This is a genomic window from Mycobacterium sp. SVM_VP21 (assembly GCA_024758765.1).
Classification (GTDB): Bacteria; Actinomycetota; Actinomycetes; order Mycobacteriales; family Mycobacteriaceae; genus Mycobacterium; species Mycobacterium heraklionense_C.
The window spans coordinates 1,018,716-1,043,877 of the sequence record CP101406.1 but is presented as its reverse complement, the minus strand read 5'-3'; the positions used below and the strand labels follow the sequence as shown (position 1 = coordinate 1,043,877).

The window sequence follows — 25,162 nt, the reverse complement described above, 5'->3', positions numbered from 1 at the left end:
GCGGCACCGTGACCTCGACATGGACAACACTCCGACCGTGGCCGCTGTGGCCGTGGAATTCCCTTCCCACCAACACCGTCAGGGCGAGGTGATGGCCGCCCTGTCGGACTTTGTCAGCCCAGACTTTCAGCGTTTCGCCGCCCACAGTGGTGTCGCAACCCGCCAGCTGGCGCTGCCGTTGGCGCGTTACTCCAAGCTCAGCGGATTCAGCGAGGTGAACGACGAATACCTTGACATCGCCCTGGATCTAAGCGAGCGAGCACTGCAGGCCGCGCTGGATCGCGCCGGAATCGCGCCGGCCGATGTCGATGTCGTGTTCTCCACGACGGTCACCGGTTTGGCCGTGCCCTCGCTGGAAGGGCGGTTGGTGACACGGATGGGCCTTCGCTCCGACGTCAAACGCATCCCGCTGTTCGGCTTGGGCTGCGTCGCCGGCGCGGCGGGCCTGGCACGCGTCCACGACTACCTGCGAGCCTTTCCCGACCATGTGGCGGCCCTGGTCGCCGTCGAACTGTGCTCCTTGACGGTTCAGCGCGAAGACCTCTCGGTGGCAAACCTGGTTGCCGCCAGCCTGTTCGGTGACGGCGCCGCGGCGGTCATCGCGACCGGGGCCCGACGCTCGGCGCGCGGGCCGAGGCTGTTGGCGACCCGAAGCCAGACCTACGCCGACACCGATGACGTCCTGGGATGGAAGATCGGCAGCGAGGGGTTCAGCATCGTCTTGTCGGTGGAGATCGCCACGATCATCGAGAAATACCTCGGCGACAACGTCGGCGAATTCCTGGCCGATCACGGCCTGGTCAGCGATGACATCTCGACGTGGATCGTGCACGCCGCCGGCCCGAAGATCATCGATGCGATCGAAAACCTGCTGCACTTGCGGTCGGAGGCGCTCACGCCGACCCGAAAATCGTTGCGTGACCACGGGAACCTGTCCTCGGTATCGGTCCTGGATATCCTCGACGGCATCGAATCCGATCCGCCGCAGCCCGGATCACTGGGGCTGATGATCGCGATGGGTCCGGGTTTCTCCGCCGAACTCGTCCTGTTGGAGTGGTAGGCATGTACTACTTACTGGTTCTGGCGGTGGGCGTCGAACGGCTCATCGAGTTGGTGGTGGCCCGCAGCAACGCGCGGTGGGCGTTCGCCAACGGCGGCGTCGAGTTCGGGCATAGCCACTATCCGGTGATGGTCAGCATCCACTCGGCGCTGCTGGTCAGCTGCGTTGCCGAGGTGTGGGTGCTGCACCGGCCATTCATCCCCTGGCTGGGTTGGCCCATGTTCGTGGTGGCGGTCTTGAGTCAGGTGCTGCGCTGGTGGTGCGTGCGTACGCTCGGCCGGCGCTGGAACACCCAGGTGATCGTTCTGCCGGAAACCCCTCTGGTGCAAGGCGGCCCGTATCGCTGGATTCGTCATCCCAACTATGTGGCAGTGGTACTCGAGGGGTTGGCACTGCCGCTGATCCACACCGCCTGGCTGACCGCGCTCTGGTTCAGCCTGGCCAACGCGGCGCTGTTGCGGGAGCGGATTCGGGTGGAGAACGCCGCGCTGGGGTACCGGTGATCGGCTTCGACACCGACCTGCTGATCGTCGGTGCCGGGCCGGCGGGCCTCGCGACGGCGTTATGCGCGCGACAGCAGGGACTTTCGGTGATCGTCGCCGATCCCCGGGCCAGCCCGATCGACAAGGCCTGCGGGGAGGGCCTGATGCCGGGCGGGCTGGCCGTGTTGAAGTCGCTCGGGGTGGACCCGGCCGGTATGCCGCTGCGCGGCATCAACTATCTCGACGAGCGGCGCCGGGCCGAGGCTCCTTTTCGCAACGGTCTGGGGCGCGGTGTGCGACGCACGACGTTGCATGCTGCCATGACAGATCAGGCTAAGCAGAACGACGTCGACTGGGTGGCCACAAAGGTGGACGACGTAGTCCAAGATGCCGAGGGGGTCACGGCGGGTGGGGTTCGGGCCAGATGGCTGATCGCCGCCGACGGGCTGCATTCGGTCGTCCGCCGCGCCGTCGGGATCTCCCGTGTCGCGGGGTCTCCGCGGCGCTACGGCCTGCGCTGGCATTACCAGGTTCCGGCGTGGTCCGAGTACGTGGAGGTGCACTGGTCACGATGGGGCGAGGCCTACGTGACGCCGGTAGAGCCTGGCCTGGTGGGGGTGGCCATCTTGTCGTCGCACCGCCCGCAGCTCGACTGGTTTCCGTCCCTGGCAGCCCATCTTGTCGACGCGCAACGCGGCCCTGCTCGCGGCTGCGGACCCATGCGGCAACTGGTTTCACGCCGCGTCGCCGGGCGGGTGCTGCTGGTCGGTGACGCCGCCGGCTACGAGGATGCGCTGACCGGTGAGGGCGTAAGCCTAGCCGTCAAGCAGGCCGCTGCCGCCGTGGCCGCCATCGTCGATGACAACCCATCGTCCTACGAGCACGCCTGGCACTCGATCACGCGCCGCTATCGACTACTCACCCGCGGTCTGGTGCTGGCCAGCGCGTGGCAGCCGGCCCGACGGGCTGTGGTCCCGGCCTGTTGTGCGCTGCCAGCCGTGTTTGACCGCGCGGTGCATCTGCTGGCGCATTGAGTGACCGTTCGACCGCGGACAGCACCATCTGGGTGGAGCCGCGGGAACCGATGGTGATGCGCACGGCGCCGTCGGGATAGTTGCGTACCCGCAGTCCGCTGTCGGCGAAGATCTCGCTCCACGGCCGGCCTGTCGCAGGCAGGTACACGAAGTTCGCGTGGGAATCGGTGGTGTACACCCCGGATGCTCGCAGCCGGGACCGCAGATAGCCGCGTTCGGCGACGATATGGGCGATGCGCTGCTCCAATTGTGCTTCGGCCTGGTAGGAAGCGGCCACCGCCACCGTGCAGCCGGCGCTGATGCCGAACGGCAGCTGCATGGACCACAGCAGACCGGCCAGCTCCGGTGCCGCCAGCGCGTAGCCGATTCGTAGCCCGGCCAGCCCGTAGGCCTTGGAGAACGTGCGCAGCACAATCACATTCGGGAAGCGTGCGATGAGTCTCGGGATATCGATGCGCTGGTTCGGGGCAACGAATTCGATGTAGGCCTCGTCGAGCAGCACGATGGTGTCGGCAGGCACGTCCGCAATCAGCCGTTCGACGTCGGCTACGGTCTCCAGGGTGCCAGTCGGATTGTGCGGACGACATAACACCACCACCCGGGCATCCCTGGCTGCCTGGGCCATCGCGGTCAGGTCGAGATGCCCGTAGCTGTCGAGGGGGACGTCGATCGCGGTCATGCCGGCCATCTGGGCGAAGGCGGGGTAGCCCTCAAAAGTGGGCTTGCTCAGTACGATCCGTTCGCCGGGAGCCGCCGCCGTTTGCAGCACCCGCATGGCCAGCCCGGACGCCCCCGGTCCGAGCGCCACGTTCTCCTCGGCCACGCATGCGTGGTCCGCCACCAATTTGCGCAGTCGGGTGGGCAGGAATTCCGGATAGCGATTGGCCGCCCCGATGAAGTCAACCAGCGCCGCACGCACCGCCGGCAGTGGCGGCAGCGGGTTTTCGTTGAGCGACAACGCGCACGGGTCGACGGCTGGCGGGAGTGCGCTGCGAAGATGCGTGGCATCCGAATCCGTTTGCGCCGCTGAGGTCATTGCGGTCGTCCGCCCCATCGGATGGCCGCCGCGCCGGCGAAGTCGCCGGCGTGTGCGAAGCCGGCCATTACCACCACTTCGCCCGGCTGTAGCCGGTTGCCGGTTATCGCCCGATCCAGATTGATCGGAATGCCGGCACCGAACAGGTTGCCGCACTCATCAAAGGTGTCGACGTGTCGTGATTCGGGTACTTCGAGCGCTTCGCGCCAATTGCGCAGAAAGACCCGGTTGGGCTGGTTGGTGACCAGGAGTCCGATATCCGAGGGGCGCAGGCCGTTGCGATGACAGACCGCGAGGGCGACCTCGGGAACCTGCCGGTTACCGCGTGCGAGCACCTTGGTGATTTTGTCTTCGGTGAAACCGATGTAACCGGCGCCGGGGCCGGGCTCCCACCACTTGCGGGGCGGGTCGATGGTGTAGGTCATGTCGCCGGCGTACTGCCCATAGGTGCGGCATTCGACGTCGATGATCGGTGATTGATCCGAGCGGGTCACCAGTCCGACCGCCGCGCCGTCGCCGGGAACCGATGCCTGCGATTTGCCTCGCACGGCGGGCTGATCGAAGACCTGGCCGGCCGCGTTCTGTGCGATCGCGATCAACGCGCTGCGCCCGACGCCGGCCCCCAACAACTGCCGGGCCACGTTGAGCCCCAGGATGAAAGCGGCGCATCCGCCGTTGTGCAGATCCAGCACCGTAGACGGGCGCATCCCCAACCGGTGGGCTACCCCGCCGCCGGCGCCGCAGAACGGGATATCCGGCAACTGGGTGTGCGTGATCAAGATATCGACGTTCTCGATGATCTCGCGGCCGTGGCGCTCGATGATTCCCTGCGCCGCCTGCTCGATCATGTCGGCCGCGGTCTCGTCGTCGCCGACATGATGGCGGAATCGGGGCGCGCGGAACATCAGGTTGTCGCGCAACGCATCGGACTCGGCGTACTGCGTGTAATAGTCGGCGCTGATGGGTTCGCCGGGAAGATAGCTGGAGACGTCGACCAAGCTGACTTCGGTTTCGCAGGATTGGGTCATGTTGCGCCTCATCGCATCCACAACGGGGTGACCGGCAGGCCGTTGTGGTGCCGGTATTCGGCAATCGCCTTCAAATTCTTCAGCTCCAGCAGGTGTCCGGCACTGAACATGTCCCAGAAGTCGCCCACCCACACCGGGCGCTCGGGCGGGGCGGTGTCCGGATAGGGGTTGTGGTCGTAGAACGGGTGGTGGCAATTGGTCCACAGCACAACCGAACCCGGCTTGTTCAGCACCACCTGGGCGTCGACGATCCGGATCAGGTAGATCATCCACAGGTGGTCGGGCTGGTCCCAGGCGCAGTGGTAGTCCACCGTGAGGGCTTCCCGGTTGAAGACGGTGCGGGTGTAGATCTTGGTCTCCGAACCCAGCCGGTCGTAGGCGAGCCACAGGCCCTCCTCGTCGGTGGGGGTGAAGCCGCGCAGGCTGTAGGTCCACTCTTCCAGGCATCGTGTATCGGAGAGGTAGGCGAACAATTCGTCTGGGGGACAGTCGATGTAGTCGTTGACGGTGCAGTAGTCGCCGAACACCACGTCGTGGGGGTAGACCGAATGCATCATCTCCATGATGATCGGGGTGGCGACCTCCCGGGGGCTGGTCTCGACCCGGACCAAGCCGTCGATCGGTCCGGGCGTACCGGCGTGGACGCTGATATCAGCGAGGGCGGGCAGCGACATCGAATTGATCCTCCTGGTGGGTTGGAACCTTGCCGTTATGAGCTACTGGAGCAGTGGTTTTCGGTGCCGCCTCGGTAGAAAGGAACGGCGCAAAGGGCGGTATCTCGTCGGCGGCGCACTCGACGCTGATCACCGAGGGCCCTTCACGGTCCAACGCTGACGCCAGCGCCGCGTCGAATGTTTCGGCGTCGTCCACGTCGATCGCGTTGAGCCCAGGGAACATCGAGGCCAGGCCGGCACCGAGGTAGCTGGGGGTGAATCGGTTGTAGCTGTAGAACCCGTCGTAGAACAGCTGCTCGCGGGTGACGCACATGGCGTGCGCGTTGTTGTTCAGCAGCACGAACAGCACTGGAAGCCGGTACTGCACGGCGGTGTGGATCTCCATGCCGTGCATGAAGAACGCACCGTCGCCGGCGATCACCGCGGTGCGCCGACCGCGGCCGAAGGCCATGCCGATCCCGGCCCCAAAGCTGTAGCCCATCCCGCCCATCCCCAGCGCGACCAAGAAACGGCCGTCGCGCCGCGGCGGCAGGTAGTGGATGGCCGCAGCGCCGGTGTTGCCCGCATCGACGACGATGTCGGTCCCGGCCGGCAACGCTCGGTCCAGCACGGCCATCGCGTCGCGATAGCGCACCCCCGGGCCGGTGTAGGGCGGGGGATTCAACTCGGTGTGCGGCACCGTCTCGGGCACCCGCAGCCCCCTGGGGCGCCCGGCTCCTGAGAGTTCCCGGTAGATCGACCGCAATGACTCCCGCAGATCAGCGGTCTGCACATGGGTACACGGAACATACGGCGGTGCCGAACCGATCGATACCGTGCGGGTGGAGCTCAGCGCCGCCTCAAGGCCGGCGCGGGCGGTCAGCGTCAGCCGGGTACCCACCACCAGGCACACCGCACTGCCGGTCAGTGCAGGGGCAACGGAGGGGTGGCCCATGATGCCGGCCACGCCCAGTGCCGACGAGGATCCCAGCCCCGAGGTGCCCGAGACGTCTTTGGCGTCGGGGGCACACACCACCCGGGCGCGCAGCAGTACCCGCAGGTTCTCGAGGTCGGTGCGGGCGTCGTCACGCGCCACCTGTTCGCCGGCGATGATTGTGACCGGTCCGTGGGCGTTGCGCAGCGCGTGGATGATCGGGTGCGGATCACTGATGACGACAGGATCACCGCCGCTGTCGCCGCCGTTGCGGTACGGGCTGGCCGTGACGGACCCCCGCTGAACATCCTTGGGCAGCAAAAGCACCGCGGGTCCACCGCTGTGTGCCGCGGCGATCGCCCGGGGCAAGGCAGCCACGATGTCTTCGGGTTTCATCACCCGCTCGCAGAAGACCGAGACCGCCGAGAACAAGGCCTGCGCGTCAAGGGCACCGTTGCGGCCACTGGTGTCTTGGAAACTGCCGCGACCGTCCAAGACGATCGGGGCCTGGCCCACCAGCGCCAGCACCGGAACCCGGCTGGCCAATGATTCACCGAGTCCGGCAACCAGGTTCAGGGCGCCCCCGCCCGACGTCGCGGCAACCACACCCAATCCCGCACCGCTACGGCTGTAACCGTCGGCCATGGTGGCGGCCGAGAACTCATGCTTGGCCAGCACCGCCGTGATGTCGGGACGGAAATACGCGGCGTCGTAAAGATCTTCGATGTTCGCGCCATCGACGCCGAAGATGTGACCGATTCCCATGGCCGCCAGCTGGGCGACGAGGTAATCGACCACGGAAGCGATCCTGGACATCTGCCCACCTAACTCGTGACGATGTCATTGACACGGTTTCCGTCGGGCGTTGGTTCGAAGGAGGCATCCATGACCGGGGTGGTTACAGCGTGCGCTCCAGGAGGACCTGGCCGTTGTCGGCTGACACCACTTGGACCGAGGCGATCTGATCCGACGGAGTCGATATGCTGCCGGCCGGCGTCGCGGTGTGCCCAGGTTCGGCAACCCAGGTCGCTAGCCGGGTCTGGCTGCCATCGCGGCCGACCACCACCAGCGCCAGGGTGTCGTGGTGAGCGTTCACCGGTGCCAGGCAGACACAGCTCAAATCGATGTAGCTGCCCCAGGATTCGTCCCTGACCGCCACCGTCGAGGCAAGCGCCGTCGTCCCCACTTGGGCCATCGGCACCGCATCGTGATGCGGCGAAGGCGTAGTCGATGAGGTGATGCCGATCAGGACGCCGATTCCGAGTACGGCGGCTGCTGCGGCCGACGCCGTCCACGTCATCAGCCGGGCACGCCGGCGGCGCCGGTGTACCTCGGTCAACAGGGCCGGCAGCAGGTAGGTCGGCGGGGGCGGTTCCGTGTCGGACTCGTTGATCGCGGCCACACTGTTGCCGTCGAGCTGCGACAGCAGGGCGGGCACGCCGCTGATCTCGGTCACGGCCTCCCGACACTGCCGGCAGCCGGCCAGGTGCCCCTCGAATTCTCGGCGGTCGGCCGCAGACAGCGAACCGAGCACGTAGGCGGCATCCCACATGGCGTAAGGGTGCTCACCCTCGGCCGGCCGGCAGGCCGAACCGAATTCTCGCGGCGACGTCATCGTGTCACCCCCATCTCCTGCAGGGCGAGTCGCAGGGCCCGCACCGCATAGTGCAGGCGCGATTTCACTGTTCCCTCGGCGATCCCCAAGTCTTCGGCGGTTTGCCCCGTACTCCAACCACGGTAGTAGGACCGTTCGATCACCGCCCGGTGCTCCGCTGACAGGTGGGTCATGGCGTCGGCGATCAACATCCGGTCCAGGGCGGTGTCCACCTCGTCGCGGGTGGGTTGCTCGGGCGTGGTCGTCTCGTCGAGAGTGGCGACCACGTGGCGGTACTGAGCGCTGCGCCGTTCGTCGATGATCATGTTGCGCGCCACCGTGCACAGCCAGGCCCGAGGGGAGCGCTCGGCGTCGCTGATGACCTCCGGATGCTGCCAGGCGCGCAGCAGCGTCTCCTGCACGACGTCTTCGGCGCGGCTCGCGTCACCGGTCAGGCGCAGGGCGTAGCGCCACAGCACCGCGGCGTGCTCGTCGTAGAGCGCTTTCATCAGCGCGGCTTCGTGGTCTGGCGGTATGCCAACGCGAGGCAAGCTGATCACCTCCTGCCTAATGACACGACGCGGGTGCCTGTGGGGTTCATGTTTTGGCACCTCAGTCAGGGATCCAGCTGCCATGAAAACCGTGCGGAACCCGCCGCGGCAGCCGCACCCGGGCGACGGGTTCGGCGTCGAACTCCGACGCGCCCAGGATCACCAGTTCGCTGCACTCGCGGACCGGGCTGTAGACGTAGCTCAGATACCAGCCCGCCGATTCGTCGGTCTGCCCAGGAGCTGGCGCGAATACCGCCTCATCGGGTGCGCCGGCCATCCCGTTGACGCCGAACCGGTGGACCTCGGCGCTGCCTCGGGCCAGGTCATAGCGGACCAGACCGTCTGCGCCGACGGTGACGGCGTAGCGGGCGTCGGCGCCCACCCGCCGGTCGTCGACGCGGGGGAACTCGATGTCACGGTCGTCGAGTTGCACCTCGTGTACGACGCCGGCGTGCAAGTCGATCGTCCAGCGCCACAGCGCGGCATCGGTCTCGAAATCGCTGTTGTCGCGCCAGATCTCCGGGTAGCGGACCACCTGCAGCACGAGCGCGTCGCCCTGGGCCGACGACACGTCGAAGGCATTGGCGACGTGGAAGACGTAACACGGGTTGATGTCGAACCAGCGAACCGGACCGTACGGGTCGTCGCGGCGCAGCACGCCTAGGCGGGCGCCGTAGTCGTCGTCCCACCGGTAGGGCGGATCACGTTCGATTCGTCGGGTGAGCGCAATCTGCGGATTGAACACCAACGGCAGGTCCAGGAACACCACGTGCTGCGCGGTCAGCGCGAAGTCGTGCATCAGTGTCAGGCCCGGAACATCGATCGGACGGCGGACCTGGACCGCACCGTCGGCGCCGGCGCGGTAGTAGTTGATGCGTGGGTGGGTGAGGTCGCCGTAGCCGAAGAAGTGCAACTCGCCCGTGATCGGACAGATCTTGGGATGCGGCGCCATGGAATCGACCAGCTTGCCGCCGAAGTCGTAGGCGCCCAGCGTCTCCAAGTCGGGGGTGATTTCGTAGGGCAGGGCGGTGTCCATCAGGGCCAGGGTCTTGCCGGCGTGCCGGATCACGTGGGTGTTGGCTGCGCTGGAGTGCAGATTGCGGCTGCCGTCGGCGTTGAACAGCGGCAGCGGGTGTTCGAAGCTCTCGGTGCGCACCCAGCGGTTGCGGTACCAGGCGGCCCGGCCGTTCTCCAGCCGAACTCCGTGCACCATGCCGTCACCGGTGCACCAGTGCCCGCCCGCTTCGCGGGGATTGGGGCCGTTGCGCAGATACCAGCCGTTCAACTCCGGCGGGATGCTGCCGTCGACGGGCAGATCGAACGCCGTGAGCTCATCGGGGACCGGAGCGTAGTTGCCGGGGCGAAAGACTCTGAAGACCGTCTCCGGCGGCTGAAGAACCGCCACCGGGGCACCAGAGTCGTGGCCGTTGACCTGACGGGCGACACCGGTGGCGGCGGGACGCGCGGTGAATTCGCCGTCGGCTGTCACGTCGTTGGATTCGGTGAAGTCCTCTTCATCCAGCAACGACAGGACAGCCGGCATCTCGGAGAGCTCAGTGACGGCGTCCTGGCACAACAGGCACTCGTCGAGGTGCGTCTCGAACTCGCGATAGTCCGAATCCGAGAGTGACCCCAGCACGTAGGCGGCGTCCCACATGCCGTACTCGTGGTCAAACGTCATTGCACCGTTCCCATACTTCGCAGTGTCTGTTGCAGTGTCCGTAGCGCGTAGTGCAGCTGGATCTTCACGCTGCGCTCCGCGATATCCAGATCGACCGCGATCTGCTCGGTGCTCCATCCGTAGTAATAGGCACGACGGAGCAGGGCTCGGTGTTCGTCGGAGAGCTGCGCCAGCGCGGCGGCGAGCATGGCCCGGTTCGGCGCCAAGTTGCGGTGCATGGCGCTTGAAGCGCTGCTGAAGCGGGGCCGGGCCGGGTCGTCGGTGGTCATGGCGGTTCAGGCCCTGCCCGTACGCGCAGAAGTGTCCGGCCGCGGCGTGGCCGCGGTCGAGTGTCGATCTGCCGCTGGTTTTCCTCTACCCATGCACCAGCCTCCCGGAAGTGACACGGGGCAGCGTCCCGTCCGGTTCAGTGTCGCGCGCACCGGACGACTGCGGTAGAGGCTCTTTAAGTCGTGGTGACCAGCGACAGCTGCCAAGTCTGCAGCCACGGCTTGATCAGCTGCGCGACGGAGGACTCGTGAGGCGCAGCGCAGGCCGTCTCGGGATCCTCGCCGTCGGACTCCGCGGTGAGGATGCCGACCGCTTCGGCGGTGCCGTCCGGGCGCATCCGGTAGGCGGGGCCGCCCGCGTCGCCGCAGGTGGTAGCCGCGGCGAATCTGACCTTGTTCTTTTCGCTGGCAACCACCGGACCGCACATCGGCTCGCCGCTGCGGACACCCAAATGACAGAGCGTGTCGCCGATCTCGACGCGCTCGGCCACGCCGCTCACCGGGTGTCCGTCGACCTCGGAGGACAACGGGAACTTGTCGGGGTCGTCCAGGGTGATCAGGCCGATGTTGTTGCCGTCCTTGCCGTCGTAGACGCTCTCGGTAAAGACGCCGACGGTGGGGTAGAGGGCACCGTTGTGAATGGACACCGTGCCAGAGCCGCCGGGCTTATTGCAGTGCCCCGCCGACAACAGTCCCGGCCGGCCGTCCTTGCTGCGTACCAGGAAACCCGCGGTGCAGCTGGTGGCCTCGGAGCTGCCGGCCGAGGACACATTGATGCCGACCCCGGGACCGATCGCCTCGGCCGGCGGCTGGGGGATGAGCTGCTGCACCGGCCGGGCGCGGCTGACCCAGGCCATGCCCGCCAGGACCGTCAGTACGCCAACCGCGATGGACAGGCGCTTGAGCAGGGTTTTGGGCGGGGGTCGTCGGAAGGCGGCCATTTAGGCGAGGGTACCGAGGGTGGGGGGAGTGTGCGGGTGGGGCGGTTACGCGGAGGGTGAACAGGGGGCAAACGCCGGCGTGACCGAGTGGCACATTTTCGGCAATTCAGAATCAATGGCTATTTGTTTGGTTCCTCGGCCTTAGGTTGGCGGCGAACCAGCGACTCTTTTTCCTCTGTTCGCTCGGCCAACCGATCGCTGAAATTGATTAGCCCTTGACCCGCTGCGGCAAGCGCTCGGCGCGCCGATTTCTTTGCCAGCTTGACGCTCGCGTCGGCTGCGTCGCGAATTCCAGGCGCTTCCAACGCAGTCCAGACGTCAACCTGATTTCGTCGGGCTCGGGCAAACGCGTTGAGGTCGGTCATCAGCTGATTGCGGTCGTGCGCCAGCTGCTTCGTCGACATGAAGCGAAATCCATCGATGGCGTCGGTCTTGGCGACCTCGTCGATGACCTGGCGTGCTCGCTGGTATAGCTTCGCGTCCTCCGACAGGTGGTGCATCAGCAGTTCGCGGGCGTCCTCAATCGCGTGCGATAGATGGTCAGGCTCGTTAGCCTCGATTCGGGCGAGCCGCACTCGCTGCCACTTGTACAGCGACTCCTCGGCGACTACTAGCAAGCTCAGCGTTTCCCCGATCAAGATCTCGTCGACCACGGCCTGCAGCTTTTGTGCTCTTTCCTGGACGGGCAACCCAGGAGCCAATGAATCCAGGACTCTCTTCACGTGACTACGAAGCTGCTCGATAGTGATATTCAATGCCGGGCCAAGCCCTGCGACAGCATCCCAATCCGCGTCCGGGAGGGAACCGTGCTTCTCCAGGTAGTTGACCTTGCGTGTAGTGATGATATGGCTGCCCAAGACGTCGCCTGCGCGTTCAGCTTGGGCAAGGTGAAGGACCTGCTCGACCTTGCCTTCGACGCAGCGAACCGCATCCTCCACCTCGGCGATCGCTGATTTGAGTGTCAGTTGCATGGCGACCATCTGGGCAGACATCAGAGTCTGCGGGCCCATCGCGGTCGGTCGCCACTGCAGCTGCTCGACAAACTTGTTGTCGGCGCCGCGGGTCGTCATTCGAAAGAACCCCGGGGAACCTGGAATCAGCTTGTCCCTCTGGATGGCCTTGATGCTGTCAGGGTGCAGCTGCACGAACTTGCCAGCCTGGCCCAGCATCGTAGTGACACCGGCGAGCAGACCGGTGGCATTGCCCAGTGAGGCTTTGCTGATGCCGGCCACTTGGACGGCACGGCCCGCCGACTCACGAAGGCGGTCTAGGTAGGACTCGACAGCCTCGGGATCGCCTCCGATCAATACCCCCTCCGGTTGCGTGACGACGACGATCTCGCCATTTGCGGGACCGGGAAGGTTGTCTACGTCGTCACTCACGATGGCCTCCAGAGGTGGACTTTGGCCGAGTGTAAGCAGGTGCGCCGACATCGAGGGTCGGGGAGGGCGCCTTATCAGTGCGATCCCGGCCCGGCTGTCGGACGTCCCGCCCAGCATTGGCCCGAAATAGCGTGGAAGCGAGGTAAGACATGAGCAGGCGTTCGGTCGGCGGCCCACGGCGTTCGTCGCTCGGAGCGTTCACTCGATATCAGCAACCCACGTCCGACTGCAGCCGGAGGCCTTCGGCCTCAAGTCGCCCCCATGCCGTCTAGGACCCGAATCGGTCCGTGAGGTCTGTGTCGGCTGGGCCGGTTAGAGTTATGTGGTGCCAGCCAAGACCCAGAAACCCCGAAAGAGCAGCGGTTATGGTGTCAGGCTAGTCCGCGGCCCTTTCATCAATCTCCAGCCGCACCGCGACCACACCGACGACATTGAGTTGTTTCTCAAGTACACCGAGCGCCTGCGGCGACAGGGCGAACGCTTGGCCGCCGACTTCTTCAGTGGCGCTGGCGGGCTGAGCCTAGGGCTGCAGAAAGCCGGGTACAAAGTAGTCCTCGGTGCCGACCACGAGCCCTTCGCCAACCGGACTCATGCCCACCACTTTGGTGGCATGTCAGTCGACTGGGACCTCGCCGACCCCGAAGTCGTCCGCGAAGTCGCCGAGCTGTGTAAGGCGGCCCGCGTGGATCTCATCGCCGGCGGACCACCGTGCCAGCCCTTCTCGAAAGCAGGCCGGTCGATGATCCGCCACCAAGTCGAGTCAGGCTTGCGTGACAGGCACGACCAACGACGAGATCTATGGCTGTCCTATCTCGAGATCATCCGCGTAGCGCAGCCTCGCGCGGTCATCATGGAGAACGTTCCCGACATGGCGCTGGACCGCGACATGTTCATCCTGCGAAGCATCGTGGAATCCCTCGAACAGTTCGGATACAGCGTCGAGGAACGCGTCGTCGATGCTTGGCGGTATGGGGTTCCGCAGTTCCGGCAGCGGCTGATTCTTGTGGCACTCAAGGGGAAGTTGAAATTCACATGGCCTCCTGAGGTTCGGCAAAAAGTAACCGTATGGAACGCTATTGGTGATCTTCCGGAGGTCGACGGTGGCTGGCGTCCAGAAGGCGGCGCGGAGGGTTGGTCAGATTACAGCGGGCCGCTCACTCAGTTTCAACGCGAAATGCGTTCTACAGTAGCGGACGCTGACGCGGGAAAAGTCTTCGATCACATCACGCGCCCTGTCCGTGACGATGATCGTGAAGCGTTTGAAAGCATGACGCACGACACGAAATACACGGATCTCAGGGCCGAACACCAGCGGTACCGGGGCGACATCTTTGATGACAAGTACAACCGCCTCAACGAAAACGATCTTTCCCGAACGATCACGGCGCACATCGCTAAAGATGGGTACTGGTACATCCACCCACGCCAGAGTCGCACGCTGACGGTTCGCGAAGCAGCCCGACTTCAGACCTTTCCCGATCAATTTCGTTTCGACGGACCGCCATCGGCGGCCTTCCGTCAGATCGGCAATGCGGTTCCGCCGCAACTGGGCTTCGTCATCGGGACTGGTGTCCTTGAGTCAATCGAGCGGGCCGACCATCCGGGCATCAGCACCCGCCGGTTGAGCATTGAGCTCTCCGCCTGGTTCAGACAACGGAGTGAATTCCTCGCGCTGCCTTGGCTGGCTGCCACATCCCGCTGGGAGGTTGTCGCTGGTGAGGTGCTGCTCGATCGCGCATCTCCACAAGTCATTCGTCGACTCTGGCCCATCATTCAGAAGTTAACGCCGGAGCCGAAGCGGCGATCGGTTGACTCGGACCTCCTCGAAGGTCTCATCGACATGTCACGGACCGTCGGGCGCCTCAACCGAGCCGAGACGATTATCGCTCTGGCTCAGCGCCTCCACGAGTCGCCGCGGATCCTAGACGGCTGCGCCGAGGAAGTGAAGAGTGCTACGGCGCTTCCGGACTCCGTGATCGACTTGGCGGCGCTGGTGGTTCCGGGTGGTTCCGTCGGTCACGAGGATGAGGGGCTCGACGAACCGGTTCTTGTCACAAAGGGCGTGCTTCGAGTAGCGCGGCGCTTCCAGGCGAATGCGGTTGATCGTAAGAACAAAATGACCGACGGTCGAATGGCGGTTGCACGGATGATCGGCTTCGGACCCGACGCTCGCCATGCCCATCTCGGCCTGATCGAGCTTGCCAACAGCCTCTGCAGGCCGGAACACCCGACATGTGAGGAGTGCCCTCTTAACTCCCACTGCGCTCGCGACGGCGTGTGATTTCCGCGGTTGTTTCTGCGGTGTGATCAGATGCCGAGGGCGTCGGCCACATCCGGATCGGATTTGCGCAGGATCGAGGCAATCCTCTTGAATGCCTTGTACTCGCCTGCTTCTAATGCGGCGGCTTGCAATGCCAAGCCGATTTCCGACGCTTGAGTGAGCTGGTCGCTGCCGTTTTTCTTCTTCTCCTCCGACGGTTTGGAGCCTGCGGCTTTCCGGTAGACCTCATCGGCGATCGAACACATTTCATTGATCGGTCGCTCGATCATCTGCCGGAGTTGCGCAGGAATCGAGACGCGCATTTTTGCGACGTTGATATTGAAGGCAGAGTCGAGGTCGGTGTCGAAGTCGACACTCGCACGGGCTAGTTTGGTGTGTTCGTCAATGGCCCGGATGCCGGACCAGCCGCCCCACTGGACCAGCCGGTCGGCGCGGTAGGTGTACAGACCCTGTTGGCGATTCCACTTCAAAGGGCCTGAGTGTCTTTCGAATTCAGCATGGCTGCTGAATTGATCCCGCCCGGGGAGCACGTACCGGCGCAGGGTTACCGAGCCGGTTGTGTCACCGTGTTGTATTTCGAAGATATCTTCAGCGAGTTCCTTTGTGAGCCTCTCGCTGCGGGCGAACGGGTCCCACGGCTGCAGTTTCGTTCCATTCACGGTGATGGCCACCGGTCCAGTCTTGGCTTCGTCAGCCAGGAATCTATGGAAGACCATCGAGAGGTGTTGCGCCGCCTTGTCGGCGATCGTCTCAAATCGCCTGCGCGCCCAGCCTCCCGCGGCGTTGCGTGATGGCACGACGCGGTCGAGTTTCTCCCAGACGACCACTGTGCCGCAGCCGTCCTCAAGAAGCTTGCGGGCACTATCAAGAGTCGCGGTGCGTTCGGGCTCGATGATCAGCCAATCGTCGAATTCGATCACCAGATCGAGGTCCAATTGCCGAGTGAGGATAGGCCGTCGAATCCCTTCTTTGCGCGTAAGGACGGTGAGCGATCGTCCCTGTGACAAGGACGCTGTCTTGAGCCCCAATCCGTAGCGTCCTAGATCACCCCGGCCGTACGCGCGGCGACTCCCGAAGCGCATCGCCTCTGTGAGTCCGTTGATGGTCATTCCGTGTCCGTTGTCAGCTATCAGCACCCTCGACTGTTTGGCGTCGAACTCCACGAGGATGTCGACCTGCGTCGCGCCTGCCGTGATGCTGTTGTCAACCAGATCAGCTACGGCTGAGCTGAAGTCGTAGCCGATGTCGCGCAGCGAGTCGGTCAGCCGAGCTGCCGACGGCGCCACAGCCGTCATGCGTGTCACATCGTCCCCTGTCTAGTCCGAGTCCAGGATCTCACGTACGTCCGACATCGTTGGCTAGGCCGCATCGTGTCGTTTCCTGCACGCGGGTTCGCCAGAGTTCGCTAATCGCTTCGGCCGCGGTCGATGGGTCCTCATGCTCCCAGACGTGCACAGTAATCCAGCCCAACCTTTGCAGGTAATCGTCATTTCTTCGGTCCCTGGCGACGTTCGCTTCGAGTTTGTCCGCCCACCATTTCCCGTTGTTCTTTGGCGTAGTGCCGTGGTCGGGGCAGCGATGCCAGAAGCAACCGTCGACGAAGACCGCGATGCGAGCCCGGGTGAACGCAATGTCGGGTTTGCCGGGAAGCGTCTTGAGGTGGGTCCGATAGCGGAGACCACGACTGTGCAGTTCCCTTCGGAAAGCCATCTCCGTGCTGGTATCCCTGCTTGGCATAGCGCTCATCTGGCGGCTGACTAGCTCGCTTAGCGGCTTCGGCCTTCGGCGCGTTACCCCGTCCGCTTCCTTTCCCGTACGTGTTGCAGATGGCGCAGAAGTGGCCTTCATTTCGATGCCTCGTGCTGCTCAGTTTCAGGCTGGCCCGCGTCGATCGGAGGCACAGTGGGCGGCCACGCGCGGTCAACAGCGCTTACCGAATCGCTCAGGATGTAGTGAGTCCCCCTGCGGACGCCCCGGCTGGCGAGCAGGCCGTCACGTACGAGGCTCTGGAGCACCTCGCGGGCTTCGCTTGATGTGATGGGGACGAGCTCGCGCAGACTCGTGTTGGTGACGCGGCCGACGCCTTTAGCAATGGATAGCGCCTTGCTTGCAGCGATGTCGAAGTCGGGATTGACTGCCTCCACTGCCGTGCTGCCGAATGAATCCTCATCCGTGATTGTCATGCGTTCGACGACCGTTACCCCCGGGCTGACCGGTGGCAATTCGCGCGGGCCCAATGAAGCATCCTGGCCGACCTTCTGTCGATGTCGCCCAGTGCCGGTCGACCCTCCGCCGGCGAGCCCCTCGGCGGCCGCGGTGAAACACTGCTCGACTACCGCACGCAGTTCGTGATCGGCGAGGGCCTGAAACGCCATCAGCGGCGTAAGCCGTAGAAGCCTCTTCATCGCTTCGCGCATGAGCTGCATGCGGGAGTCGGCTGCGCCCTCGTGAACGCGGGCAAGAAACTCCGAGGCCACCGTTCGTGCGAGCCGGCGGTCGCTGGCTATGGTCGGGCGCTCCATGATGTTGACGAGTTCGTCCTCGCCCAGTTGCGTTAGGTCGATATCTGGGCCGAGGATCTCGGCACGCCACCAAAGCCGGCGGAAAGTGTTGCGGTTGACATTCCCGATGAATCGTCGTTTGTCGGCGTCAGCGCCGAATCGCCACACCGCCACATCGAGAAGCCAGCAGCAGGTTAGGTAGCTCCATACCTCCTCGTGGGAGGCTTCGTTCGCGGACATCGGCAATGATTCGCGCAGGAGCCGGGCCCCTCGGCCTTCAAATACGGAGGGCTCGGTGATCCGATCAGGCATACCGTGTTCACGTGCGAGCGCCAGAATGTCGGTCCGCAGCTGCTCGAGTTCATGCGTTTCGACGCGCTGACCTCCGACGGGTGTATAGGTGATCGTCGGAGTGAAATCAAGCATACTGCTTGCGATTTCAGCTAGTCCACTACCGAGGTGGACCTTGAGTAACTCTGTGGCTGAGTGCCTGGCAATCCGCGGCAGGACGATCATGCGAGTATCCCGAATCTGGCCTGGATTTCAGCGTTCACCAGGGCCGCATCTTCGCCGATACGTGACCGCATCGCGGGGATCGGCTTCCCCGGCCAGCAGAGTGCTATCAATTCGAAGATCATGCGGCCGATTGTCCCATCTTCAAAGCTTTCCGGGTCATCCACAAATCGGTCGTTCCGGAGGGCCCCCGCGATGAGTGACCTGGCGACGTCGAAGGTGACGAAGGAGCGGAGTACCGCTGCGCGCGGGTCGGAACTGCCCGATCTCAGCATGTTGGGGATCGACTCGTGGCCTGAATTGACCAGGAGTCGCATGCCTCCCAGCACGGGTGCTTCCAAGTCAGTGGGATCCCACTCAAGGAACCACGCCGCCTTGTCGGGGCAGTACGCAATGGCCTTGAAGTCTGCCGCGGTGATGGGGAATCGAGCAGCCCCGCCTTCGACTGCGACGCTGCATTCCTCCTCCCAGAGAATGGCTCCGATTCGCCGGGGAGAAATCGGTGAAGGTTCTTCGCCTGGGTACCTAAGGACAAGCCGCGTCCGCAAAGTCAATCGGCCTCCGGATTCGCTGCCTGGAACTGTCATCGTGAGTGCAGTCCGGACTGTGCCGCGGAGGGTCCCCAACTCGACGATCGTTCCGTCACCGGTCATGCGGGTTCTGTTAGAGGACCACGTCGCCACCAAGGCGAAAGCTGCGTTCCCCGACAGCTGGCACCCCCGGCGCGTTTCCTCCAGGTCGACTTCAACGATCCGCGCCAAGTCCAATTCGACGAAGGGGTCCCAGTGATCGAGTCGATCGCCGACTTCCGCTCCATCGGTGAAACACCACGGTTGAGCCGCCACGGCAGTTTCCGGCGGCAATAGATATGGGACTGCTTTGGGTGTCTTCATGCGCGCCCCACCTTGAGGTCGACACGCATCATTTCCTCCCGTAGAGCGACTTCTACAGTCCAGTGCCCGTCGGAATCGTCCGGTCCGACAATGATGGTCGCTGAGCTGTACCGGAGGCCCGAAGGTGCGATCCAGGCGTGCACCGCTGGTGGCTCGTAGCCGACCGGCGGCTCGGTCTCCACTTGCCCGCCGTCGTTTGTCATTACCTCGACCGCGGCTTCGAGCCAGACTCGGTTGCCCTTTGTCCTGAGTTCAAAGGGATAAGCAATGACTGCCGTTCCATCAGCTGATATCGCGGGGCTGGGTGTGCCTCCGGTTTTAGTTTGGGGCAGCGGCAATGGTTTAGGGGGCGGCCGAGTTGTCGAATGTTGTTCGGCGCCGTCCGTTGCGTCAGTCCCGTCCCCACTGCCGTCTATGCTGCTGCCGGTTTGAGCGGCGGCATCGGTAGGGGTGGCGTCTACCCAGACGTCCTCGGTAACCGCATCGACGTCCTTATGGCCGGGCGCGCGGCGCCGTCGTTTGGTTGTCGGCCGTTGTGTTGCTGGCCGGCGGGCTCCGGGGCCCTCCTGTCCGGGCATGAGTGCTGCAAGTGCATCAGCGAACTCGCCCAACGGGATTGCGTCCGCGTCATTGACGTGTCGGACAGTGGCGTTGTAGCCGGCGGCAAGTCGGCACTGTGCCTGGATGCGTTCCAGAGCAATGTTGACGAAGGAACGCGCGTGTCTGTCAACCACTGAGCGTGCCACCCAATCGTCATGGGTCGGCGGCTCCGCGGCCTTGAAGGCTTCATCTATATCTAGTGCGGACTTGAAGACCCCCGCATATCCCATCCGGCCGGCCAGAGGGATAGGTCCCTCCATGTACGTAACCACGAGTTCCGGTGCGCGCATCAATGCAATGTGGTGAACAGATGTCCTTGTGCGTCGCGCACCGAGGGGCACCGGCCGGTCAGGCAGATCAGCAGGAGCTACTGGGTCTTTTTTGACTACGAGTCGCCCCAATTTTCTGGCCGGTCTGAGGCTGCGGACTTCCGAGTCGATCATGAATTCGTCGTCGAGGCTAGCGTCGGGGTCTTGACGCAGTCTGTCCATCGCTTCGACGAACCCTCGGAGTTGTGGGTGTGTCCGTGGTGTGGGAATGCGGACTTTCTTGCCGTTGTCACTTATTGAGAACTTCATGGTGCTTTGCGCGCCGCCGGCCGTGTCGATCATGCGGGGCCAGAAGTTCCACGCAATCGCTTCTGCGATGAAATCCATAGTGGGGTCAGTACCGTCGCCGGTTTCAATCGTTACTGATGGCGCGATGATGAGCACTGTTGTGCCGAGATCGTCTGCGCCGTTCCGCGGCGGAAGACCCAGAGCAGCGGCGATCTCTTCTGCGTAGCGGCCGGTCACTGGTTCGGGGACCCCATTTTCCATTCGGCCCCACCAATGCCGGCCGGTGAACGGCACGCCTTCGACATCAAAGGTCTGACCGAGTGCGCAACCCAGAAGCCGTCTTTCGAGCTGGCCGTCGTCGGTCCTGCACAGGCTGTCGATGATTACGGTGCGCGCGGCGCTTGCGATGTAGAAGGCGGCCTTGCCGTACCCGAATGACCCGCCGCCGAAATCCTTATCCGGGGGTTGGCCGATGTTTCGAACGAAATCGACGAAGTCGCGCGGTTCACCGGGGCGGTCGGCGCGCGTCGGTCCGGCAAGACCGTGGGTGCCGAAGTCTGCGAAGTAGAGCGTGTGCATGCCTTCGCGCATTTCGTGACCAAGCGCAAGCCCCGGTGGAGGGTTGACAAGGACTTGGCTTCGCAAGAACGACACGCCAGCCTGATCGAGAGTCGAGCGTCCGATGGCGACACGGATTCGTGCTGAATCCGGTCGCTTGGCATCCCAGCAGTTCTGCACTGCCTCACGCACTAATACCTCTAGTGGTTCGGTGTCTGGCCGTCCGAGCTGATTCAAGACACCGATTGCGGCCAATCCGCCGGTTGCGTTGTATGGCTCCGAGTAGCGCTCCATCGACATCATGCGGTCGGCCCCGCCGCCACGGTCATCGTGATTGCCTTGTACTCGTCGTCTTCCAAAGCACGGCCCGCGGTGTCAGAGAGATCAATGACGTAAGTGATGTCCACGACTCCCTGCGGACGCCTGCCGCCGCTGAAGGAAGCGGGAACGATTCGCGGTATCTGATCATCGACCGGCATTGTCATGCGCTCAAGGACGTCAAAGGTCGTCTTGTCAGTAGCGGGTAGGTCTACCGCTGGAACTCCGCTGGCGGTCAGCGCGTCGAAGAGCTGTGCCGCCGATACTCCGGCGTCCAGCAGTTCATCCACCACAGCCGTCAGGCGTAGCGGGCCGCCTTGGACAAACTCCAAGCGCACTAAGTGCAGATAAAGCTGCCCACCATCTGGAGGCAGGAGTTGGTCCTCGCCGTGGATGGTGACTCGATAACCAGTGTGGGCCCGCGTTGTTTTGACTTCCACGGCAGTCATCCCGCCTCGGAAATCATGACGCTGGCCGAAAGGCCCCGACCAGAAGCCGATGTCAACACGCCCAGAATTCTTTACGGCATCCCTCACGACAAGAAGTTCCCCGAGGGTTGCCGCGATCTTGTCGAGGCTCGGTGGCCCTGATGGTGGAACAAGGAAGTTCTTCCAGCTTGCGAGAACGCTCTTAACCGCATCTGCAGGCTCCTCCGTTGCAGCGGCAATCCGCTCGACGACTGCTGACGCGAAGTGATCGAAGACCTCGGACAACGACGCAAAGAGACATGTGATGTCGAGGACACGGATGTCCTGGCCAGCAATACGCAGTGGACGCGTCGAAACCACCAGGGTTGTAACGCCTGGGTCGATTTCGATTTCCGACTCCGTCTGCAGGAGGAGGTGTTGGCGTGAGTGTTCATCCATGGCCACCCACGCGCCATCGACCGAGTCGACGGCGAGTGTGACCAAGCCGCGGCGTTCGGCCGTCCCATGTGTGGCGAGCGCTGCATATGCAAGGCGAACTTCGTCGATCACGCAAGTTCCGCCTCGGACTCGACCGGTTCGTCACCTTCGTCGGGAACCTCGACTTCGACGTCGGGCATGGAGGCGACGTCAGCGGTGACGTATTCGACGTTTGCTCTCGTGGAACGACTTTCGGGAAATACGAAGCCGACTCCGATCACGTGCTCCACGGCGTCCAAAGATTCACGGGTCTTGGAGGTACCGCGAACGGGCCTGCTGTCCTTTGACACTGGGTACAGGAGAAGCAGACCCGATCCATCTCCGTAGCCGCCCCGCGCTGGAGCACTACGGAACTTCGCCAGTTCGGCGGGTTTGGTCTCAGCTGTCAGCGTGCCTTCCGGTAGTCGAACATCGATGACTCGATCGTGGCGGCTCATCAGTGCCTTGATGTCGGCGTAGGTGTTGGTCCCGATCTGGAGGAGCCTTGCGCGATTGATGCAGCCGATTTGGCTACCGGTTCCCAGGTCGATGGATCCCAAGTAGTCCGAATCGGCCGCACGACCCATAACCGCGACATTGAAGCGGAGGATCTCCCCCTCGTCGCGCCGGTCGAGGATGTAGCGGCTGATCAGTGGGCTGTCGAGGTCGCGGCTGTTCTCGTGAAAGTGGTACATCGACAGGAAGCTGACGATGTGTTGTGAATCAATGCCTTCGAAGATTGTGATCCCGTCACGTGGAGTCCATACCTTCTCGGGTTGGATAGTCGCGAGAAGCGTCTGTGCAGCTTCGACGTTGTCTGCCAACCAGTCTGGGTCGCGGTGGTTGAAAAGTATGGTCTGCAGGCGGCGGCCGGCGTACGAGGCCTCTGCTGTGCGTGCGTGTTGCATTTTGGCGGCGGAAGTTATGGCCAATGAGGGGTGCGTACGTATCCTTACGCCAAACTGCTCCGGGGTCAGATGTTCGACCTCGAGTCGCTCCACGTCGTAGCGGATCTCTTGTTCCACGGTAGCGAGATGGTGGAACCAACCGCGCATTTCGTCAGTCATCCAAATGCGGGTCAGATCGGCGTACCCGTTTCGATAGCCGAACCAGCGGCCCATCTGCAAGAGAGTGTCGTAAGCCGACGCGGTGCGGACGAAGAACGAGACCGCCAGTCCTTCCAAGGTGAGCCCTCGGGAGAGGGTATTGCCGCCGACTGCGACGATCACGCGCGGATTGTCATCGTCAAACGACAGGCGCTCCGGGCTCCTGGAGTTGTCGACGATTACCTCTGCCGCGGTGGCGACCGCGGGTATCACGCCGGCGATGTCGTCCCAGCTCACCTTGTCGAGGTCGAAGTCGACTGCTGCGACGCGGTCACATTCCGTTTCCCATTGCGTGCGGAGCGTCTCCAGCAAGGCCGCGTCACCGCGCTGGAGGCGCATATTGAGTAGCCCCAAATGGTTTCGGATGGCGTCGGCAGTTCGTTCGTGGACGTCGATGTGTTGTGAGGTGTGGACGAGCGCGGTTGCGTGGGGGTTTCCCTTGTTACGGAGGCGGCGGGCCGCCGTGCTCATCAGGAAGTAGCGCAAGGCCTCATCGAGGCTGTCGGTCACCCGTGGATCGAATTCGTGCCGCTTGGCTGCACCCTTCGGTTTGAGGTCATCCAATTCGTCTACGCCAACGGACCGCACGAAGTCGTGTCCGTCGTCGCCGACGTCGTTGGCATCGAAGTCCAAGGGCTCGCGGCCAAAGATGGCTTCCGGACCGATGTATGGCAGCGGGCGCGGGAGGTCGACGATGAAGTCGCGCGGGTATAGATCCTGGTAGTCGCCCGGATCGATGAGGACGTTTGCGAAAGGGGTTGCGGTATAACCAACGTAGGCGGATTTCGGAACCTTGTTGACGATGTCGCGGATAAGGCCGTTGATGCGTGAAGGCTGCCGATCGGGTTTGGCGGTGTTAACGGTCGCTTGATCGGCCTCGTCGTCGATGATGAGAACGGGGCAGGCGGCAAGCACTTCGGGACGTGCCGCGAACAACCACCTCTTGAGGGCACTGAGTCGCGGTCCGTTCTTTTTGACCACCGCGAGAACGCACTGACGCTGGATTGAAAGCAACGCGTCGACGTTCGCGGTCGGCCGGAAATCTTGTTCGTCGGTGAGACGGTGCCAGATATTGCTGTTGCGTTCCCAAAGTTGCTCGTTCAAACGGTCCTGTGTCTGTTGCCGAAGGGCGTCATGGATTCCCGACAGGACGATGAACATTCGGTAGCCGGCATCGGCGGCTTTTGCGATTACGGCGGTGAAGTTGGTGGTCTTTCCGCTTTGGACGTAACCGAGAACTAGTCCACAGCAATGGTATTCGCCCTGATCGGCTGGATTCGGTAGGTTAGCAACCACTTTGGTTGACGACTTGTCGAGGTCGGTAATCATGCCGTCGTTCCAACCCTCTTCGGTGAGGATTTCGACGAGCGCTGCCCAGTTCTTATCCGCTGCTCGCGGTCCCGGGTACCAGGACTCGATGTTGCCCGCGACCACCGATGTCGGGATCTGAGCGTTGCGGATCCGCTCGTTCAACTCACGAATCCGTTGAGCGGCAGCCTCTGCCTTTAGCGGATCTCCCGTTTCGGAGAGCTCGGCAACCGCCTGTTCCAGAGTCAACGAGGGAGTGTCGCGAATAATTCGCGCCAACGCTCGAACATGCGGGTCCTCGGCAGCCAGATCGTCGAGATTTTCCGGGCCGTCGACGGTCAGTTCCATCAGCTCTCCTGAGCTTTACGACTTGAGTTGTACGAGTAAAGTTCCGGGAATACCTGGGCGATGATTTCCATCAGTTCGCCGGCGCGTTGCTGATCGATCTGTAGGACTTGGCTTGTGGTCCCATCCAACGCATAGGTCTCCAACTGGAGGAGGCCCTCAGCCTTGTCCGAAGTCCATCCGCATTCCACGCGAGTCTTGTAACTGACGGTTCTGTCGCTTCGGTACTTGAACCGTGTGATCAGCGCCATCTGCCTCCTCGGTGCACGTTTCGTCGCCGGGAATGCCCGCCAAGGTCACTCGCCAGTGTCTTTTCATGGTGGAAGATACCGCGGGGCGCTGACAGAGCGGTCGATTCCGGGCAGGGTTCTAGGGTCAATTCCGCTTGCTGGCGTCTTGGGTGGAGCGTCCCAGTCTCGGAGGCCGCGGTTTCCGCATCGGTGAAGAGGTCTCGGGCCGAAGGGGCGAGTGTGTCTGTGATGTCGATGAGTCGTTCGGAGAGGATCCCGATCGTCGTGTCTGCCGTGACTTCGGAGACGAGCGGCTCGCAGCGTTGGCAGGCCGCGGCTTGCCCGGAGCCGGAGGTCGTCGGCGTACCGGTAGATGAACACCGCCTTCTCGCACACCGCCATCCCTCCATCCCGCGCCTGGCC

The 25,162-nt window shown here is 63.6% G+C and carries 22 protein-coding genes; 4 read left to right on the top strand and 18 right to left on the bottom strand.

Translation table 11 applies throughout. The features are described from left to right. The first annotated feature begins 19 nt into the window (after window positions 1-19). Genes NM962_05135 through NM962_05125 form a run of 3 tightly spaced genes read left to right on the top strand, consistent with a single transcriptional unit; the run spans window position 20 to window position 2,576 of the window. Window positions 20-1,060 (top strand): type III polyketide synthase, encoded by a 1,041-nt coding sequence (locus tag NM962_05135; protein ID UVO14555.1) that lies wholly within the window; start codon window positions 20-22, stop codon window positions 1,058-1,060. Between the two features lie 2 nt (window positions 1,061-1,062). Continuing rightward, a complete protein-coding gene (locus NM962_05130; GenBank protein UVO13500.1) occupies window positions 1,063-1,563 on the top strand; it encodes an isoprenylcysteine carboxyl methyltransferase family protein in 501 nt (166 codons plus the stop codon). Then, window positions 1,560-2,576: an NAD(P)/FAD-dependent oxidoreductase gene (locus NM962_05125; GenBank protein UVO13499.1), complete on the top strand. Its 1,017-nt coding sequence runs from the start codon at window positions 1,560-1,562 to the stop codon at window positions 2,574-2,576. Before NM962_05130 ends, NM962_05125 begins: the two co-directional genes overlap by 4 nt. Here the strand turns inward: NM962_05125 and NM962_05120 are convergent. The 10 genes from NM962_05120 to NM962_05075 all read right to left on the bottom strand — a co-directional run bounded on the left by NM962_05120 (window position 2,461) and on the right by NM962_05075 (window position 12,645). Then, the gene (locus NM962_05120) at window positions 2,461-3,612 is read right to left on the bottom strand and encodes an aminotransferase class I/II-fold pyridoxal phosphate-dependent enzyme (protein ID UVO13498.1); all 1,152 of its coding nucleotides are present in this window, start codon (window positions 3,610-3,612) and stop codon (window positions 2,461-2,463) included. The genes NM962_05125 and NM962_05120 overlap by 116 nt on opposite strands. After that, window positions 3,609-4,640: a 3-oxoacyl-ACP synthase gene (locus NM962_05115; protein UVO13497.1), complete on the bottom strand. Its 1,032-nt coding sequence runs from the start codon at window positions 4,638-4,640 to the stop codon at window positions 3,609-3,611. Before NM962_05115 ends, NM962_05120 begins: the two co-directional genes overlap by 4 nt. 8 nt (window positions 4,641-4,648) lie before the next feature. Then, window positions 4,649-5,314, bottom strand: coding sequence for an SRPBCC family protein (locus NM962_05110; GenBank protein UVO13496.1), 666 nt, complete (start codon window positions 5,312-5,314; stop codon window positions 4,649-4,651). Beyond that, window positions 5,292-7,043 carry a thiamine pyrophosphate-binding protein gene (locus NM962_05105; protein UVO13495.1) on the bottom strand — a complete coding sequence of 584 codons (1,752 nt, stop codon included), beginning with the start codon at window positions 7,041-7,043 and terminating at the stop codon, window positions 5,292-5,294. The genes NM962_05110 and NM962_05105 overlap by 23 nt, the downstream gene beginning before the upstream one ends. An 82-nt stretch (window positions 7,044-7,125) precedes the next feature. Further along, complete coding sequence (locus NM962_05100) at window positions 7,126-7,842, bottom strand: zf-HC2 domain-containing protein (GenBank protein UVO13494.1); 717 nt, start codon at window positions 7,840-7,842, stop codon at window positions 7,126-7,128. Next, window positions 7,839-8,330: a sigma-70 family RNA polymerase sigma factor gene (locus NM962_05095; protein ID UVO14554.1), complete on the bottom strand. Its 492-nt coding sequence runs from the start codon at window positions 8,328-8,330 to the stop codon at window positions 7,839-7,841. Before NM962_05095 ends, NM962_05100 begins: the two co-directional genes overlap by 4 nt. A 103-nt stretch (window positions 8,331-8,433) precedes the next feature. Next, complete coding sequence (locus tag NM962_05090; GenBank protein UVO13493.1) at window positions 8,434-10,053, bottom strand: carotenoid oxygenase family protein; 1,620 nt, start codon at window positions 10,051-10,053, stop codon at window positions 8,434-8,436. Continuing rightward, complete coding sequence (locus NM962_05085) at window positions 10,050-10,322, bottom strand: hypothetical protein (protein UVO13492.1); 273 nt, start codon at window positions 10,320-10,322, stop codon at window positions 10,050-10,052. The genes NM962_05090 and NM962_05085 overlap by 4 nt, the downstream gene beginning before the upstream one ends. 176 nt (window positions 10,323-10,498) lie before the next feature. After that, a complete protein-coding gene (locus tag NM962_05080; protein ID UVO13491.1) occupies window positions 10,499-11,263 on the bottom strand; it encodes a S1 family peptidase in 765 nt (254 codons plus the stop codon). Between the two features lie 119 nt (window positions 11,264-11,382). Beyond that, window positions 11,383-12,645 (bottom strand): hypothetical protein, encoded by a 1,263-nt coding sequence (locus NM962_05075; protein ID UVO13490.1) that lies wholly within the window; start codon window positions 12,643-12,645, stop codon window positions 11,383-11,385. 325 nt (window positions 12,646-12,970) lie between these two features. Here NM962_05075 and dcm point away from each other — a divergent pair, with 325 nt between their 5' ends. Continuing rightward, the gene (dcm, locus tag NM962_05070; protein ID UVO13489.1) at window positions 12,971-14,926 is read left to right on the top strand and encodes a DNA (cytosine-5-)-methyltransferase; all 1,956 of its coding nucleotides are present in this window, start codon (window positions 12,971-12,973) and stop codon (window positions 14,924-14,926) included. A 26-nt stretch (window positions 14,927-14,952) separates the two neighbouring features. Here dcm and NM962_05065 read toward each other — a convergent pair whose 3' ends face one another. The 8 genes from NM962_05065 to NM962_05030 form a co-directional block, all read right to left on the bottom strand. Then, entirely contained in the window at window positions 14,953-16,221 is a 1,269-nt protein-coding gene (locus NM962_05065; protein ID UVO13488.1) for an ATP-binding protein, read from the bottom strand. A 40-nt stretch (window positions 16,222-16,261) separates the two neighbouring features. Then, window positions 16,262-16,672: a very short patch repair endonuclease gene (locus NM962_05060; GenBank protein ID UVO13487.1), complete on the bottom strand. Its 411-nt coding sequence runs from the start codon at window positions 16,670-16,672 to the stop codon at window positions 16,262-16,264. 98 nt (window positions 16,673-16,770) lie between these two features. Then, on the bottom strand, window positions 16,771-17,943 hold the full coding sequence (locus NM962_05055) for a hypothetical protein (GenBank protein UVO13486.1): 1,173 nt from the start codon (window positions 17,941-17,943) through the stop codon (window positions 16,771-16,773). Continuing rightward, window positions 17,940-18,833 carry a hypothetical protein gene (locus tag NM962_05050; GenBank protein UVO13485.1) on the bottom strand — a complete coding sequence of 298 codons (894 nt, stop codon included), beginning with the start codon at window positions 18,831-18,833 and terminating at the stop codon, window positions 17,940-17,942. Before NM962_05050 ends, NM962_05055 begins: the two co-directional genes overlap by 4 nt. Beyond that, the gene (locus NM962_05045; protein UVO13484.1) at window positions 18,830-20,851 is read right to left on the bottom strand and encodes a hypothetical protein; all 2,022 of its coding nucleotides are present in this window, start codon (window positions 20,849-20,851) and stop codon (window positions 18,830-18,832) included. Before NM962_05045 ends, NM962_05050 begins: the two co-directional genes overlap by 4 nt. After that, on the bottom strand, window positions 20,848-21,843 hold the full coding sequence (locus NM962_05040; GenBank protein ID UVO13483.1) for a PD-(D/E)XK motif protein: 996 nt from the start codon (window positions 21,841-21,843) through the stop codon (window positions 20,848-20,850). Before NM962_05040 ends, NM962_05045 begins: the two co-directional genes overlap by 4 nt. After that, on the bottom strand, window positions 21,840-24,512 hold the full coding sequence (locus NM962_05035) for a Z1 domain-containing protein (protein ID UVO13482.1): 2,673 nt from the start codon (window positions 24,510-24,512) through the stop codon (window positions 21,840-21,842). Before NM962_05035 ends, NM962_05040 begins: the two co-directional genes overlap by 4 nt. Beyond that, window positions 24,512-24,760 (bottom strand): hypothetical protein, encoded by a 249-nt coding sequence (locus tag NM962_05030; GenBank protein UVO13481.1) that lies wholly within the window; start codon window positions 24,758-24,760, stop codon window positions 24,512-24,514. Before NM962_05030 ends, NM962_05035 begins: the two co-directional genes overlap by 1 nt. Between the last annotated feature and the right edge of the window lie 402 nt (window positions 24,761-25,162).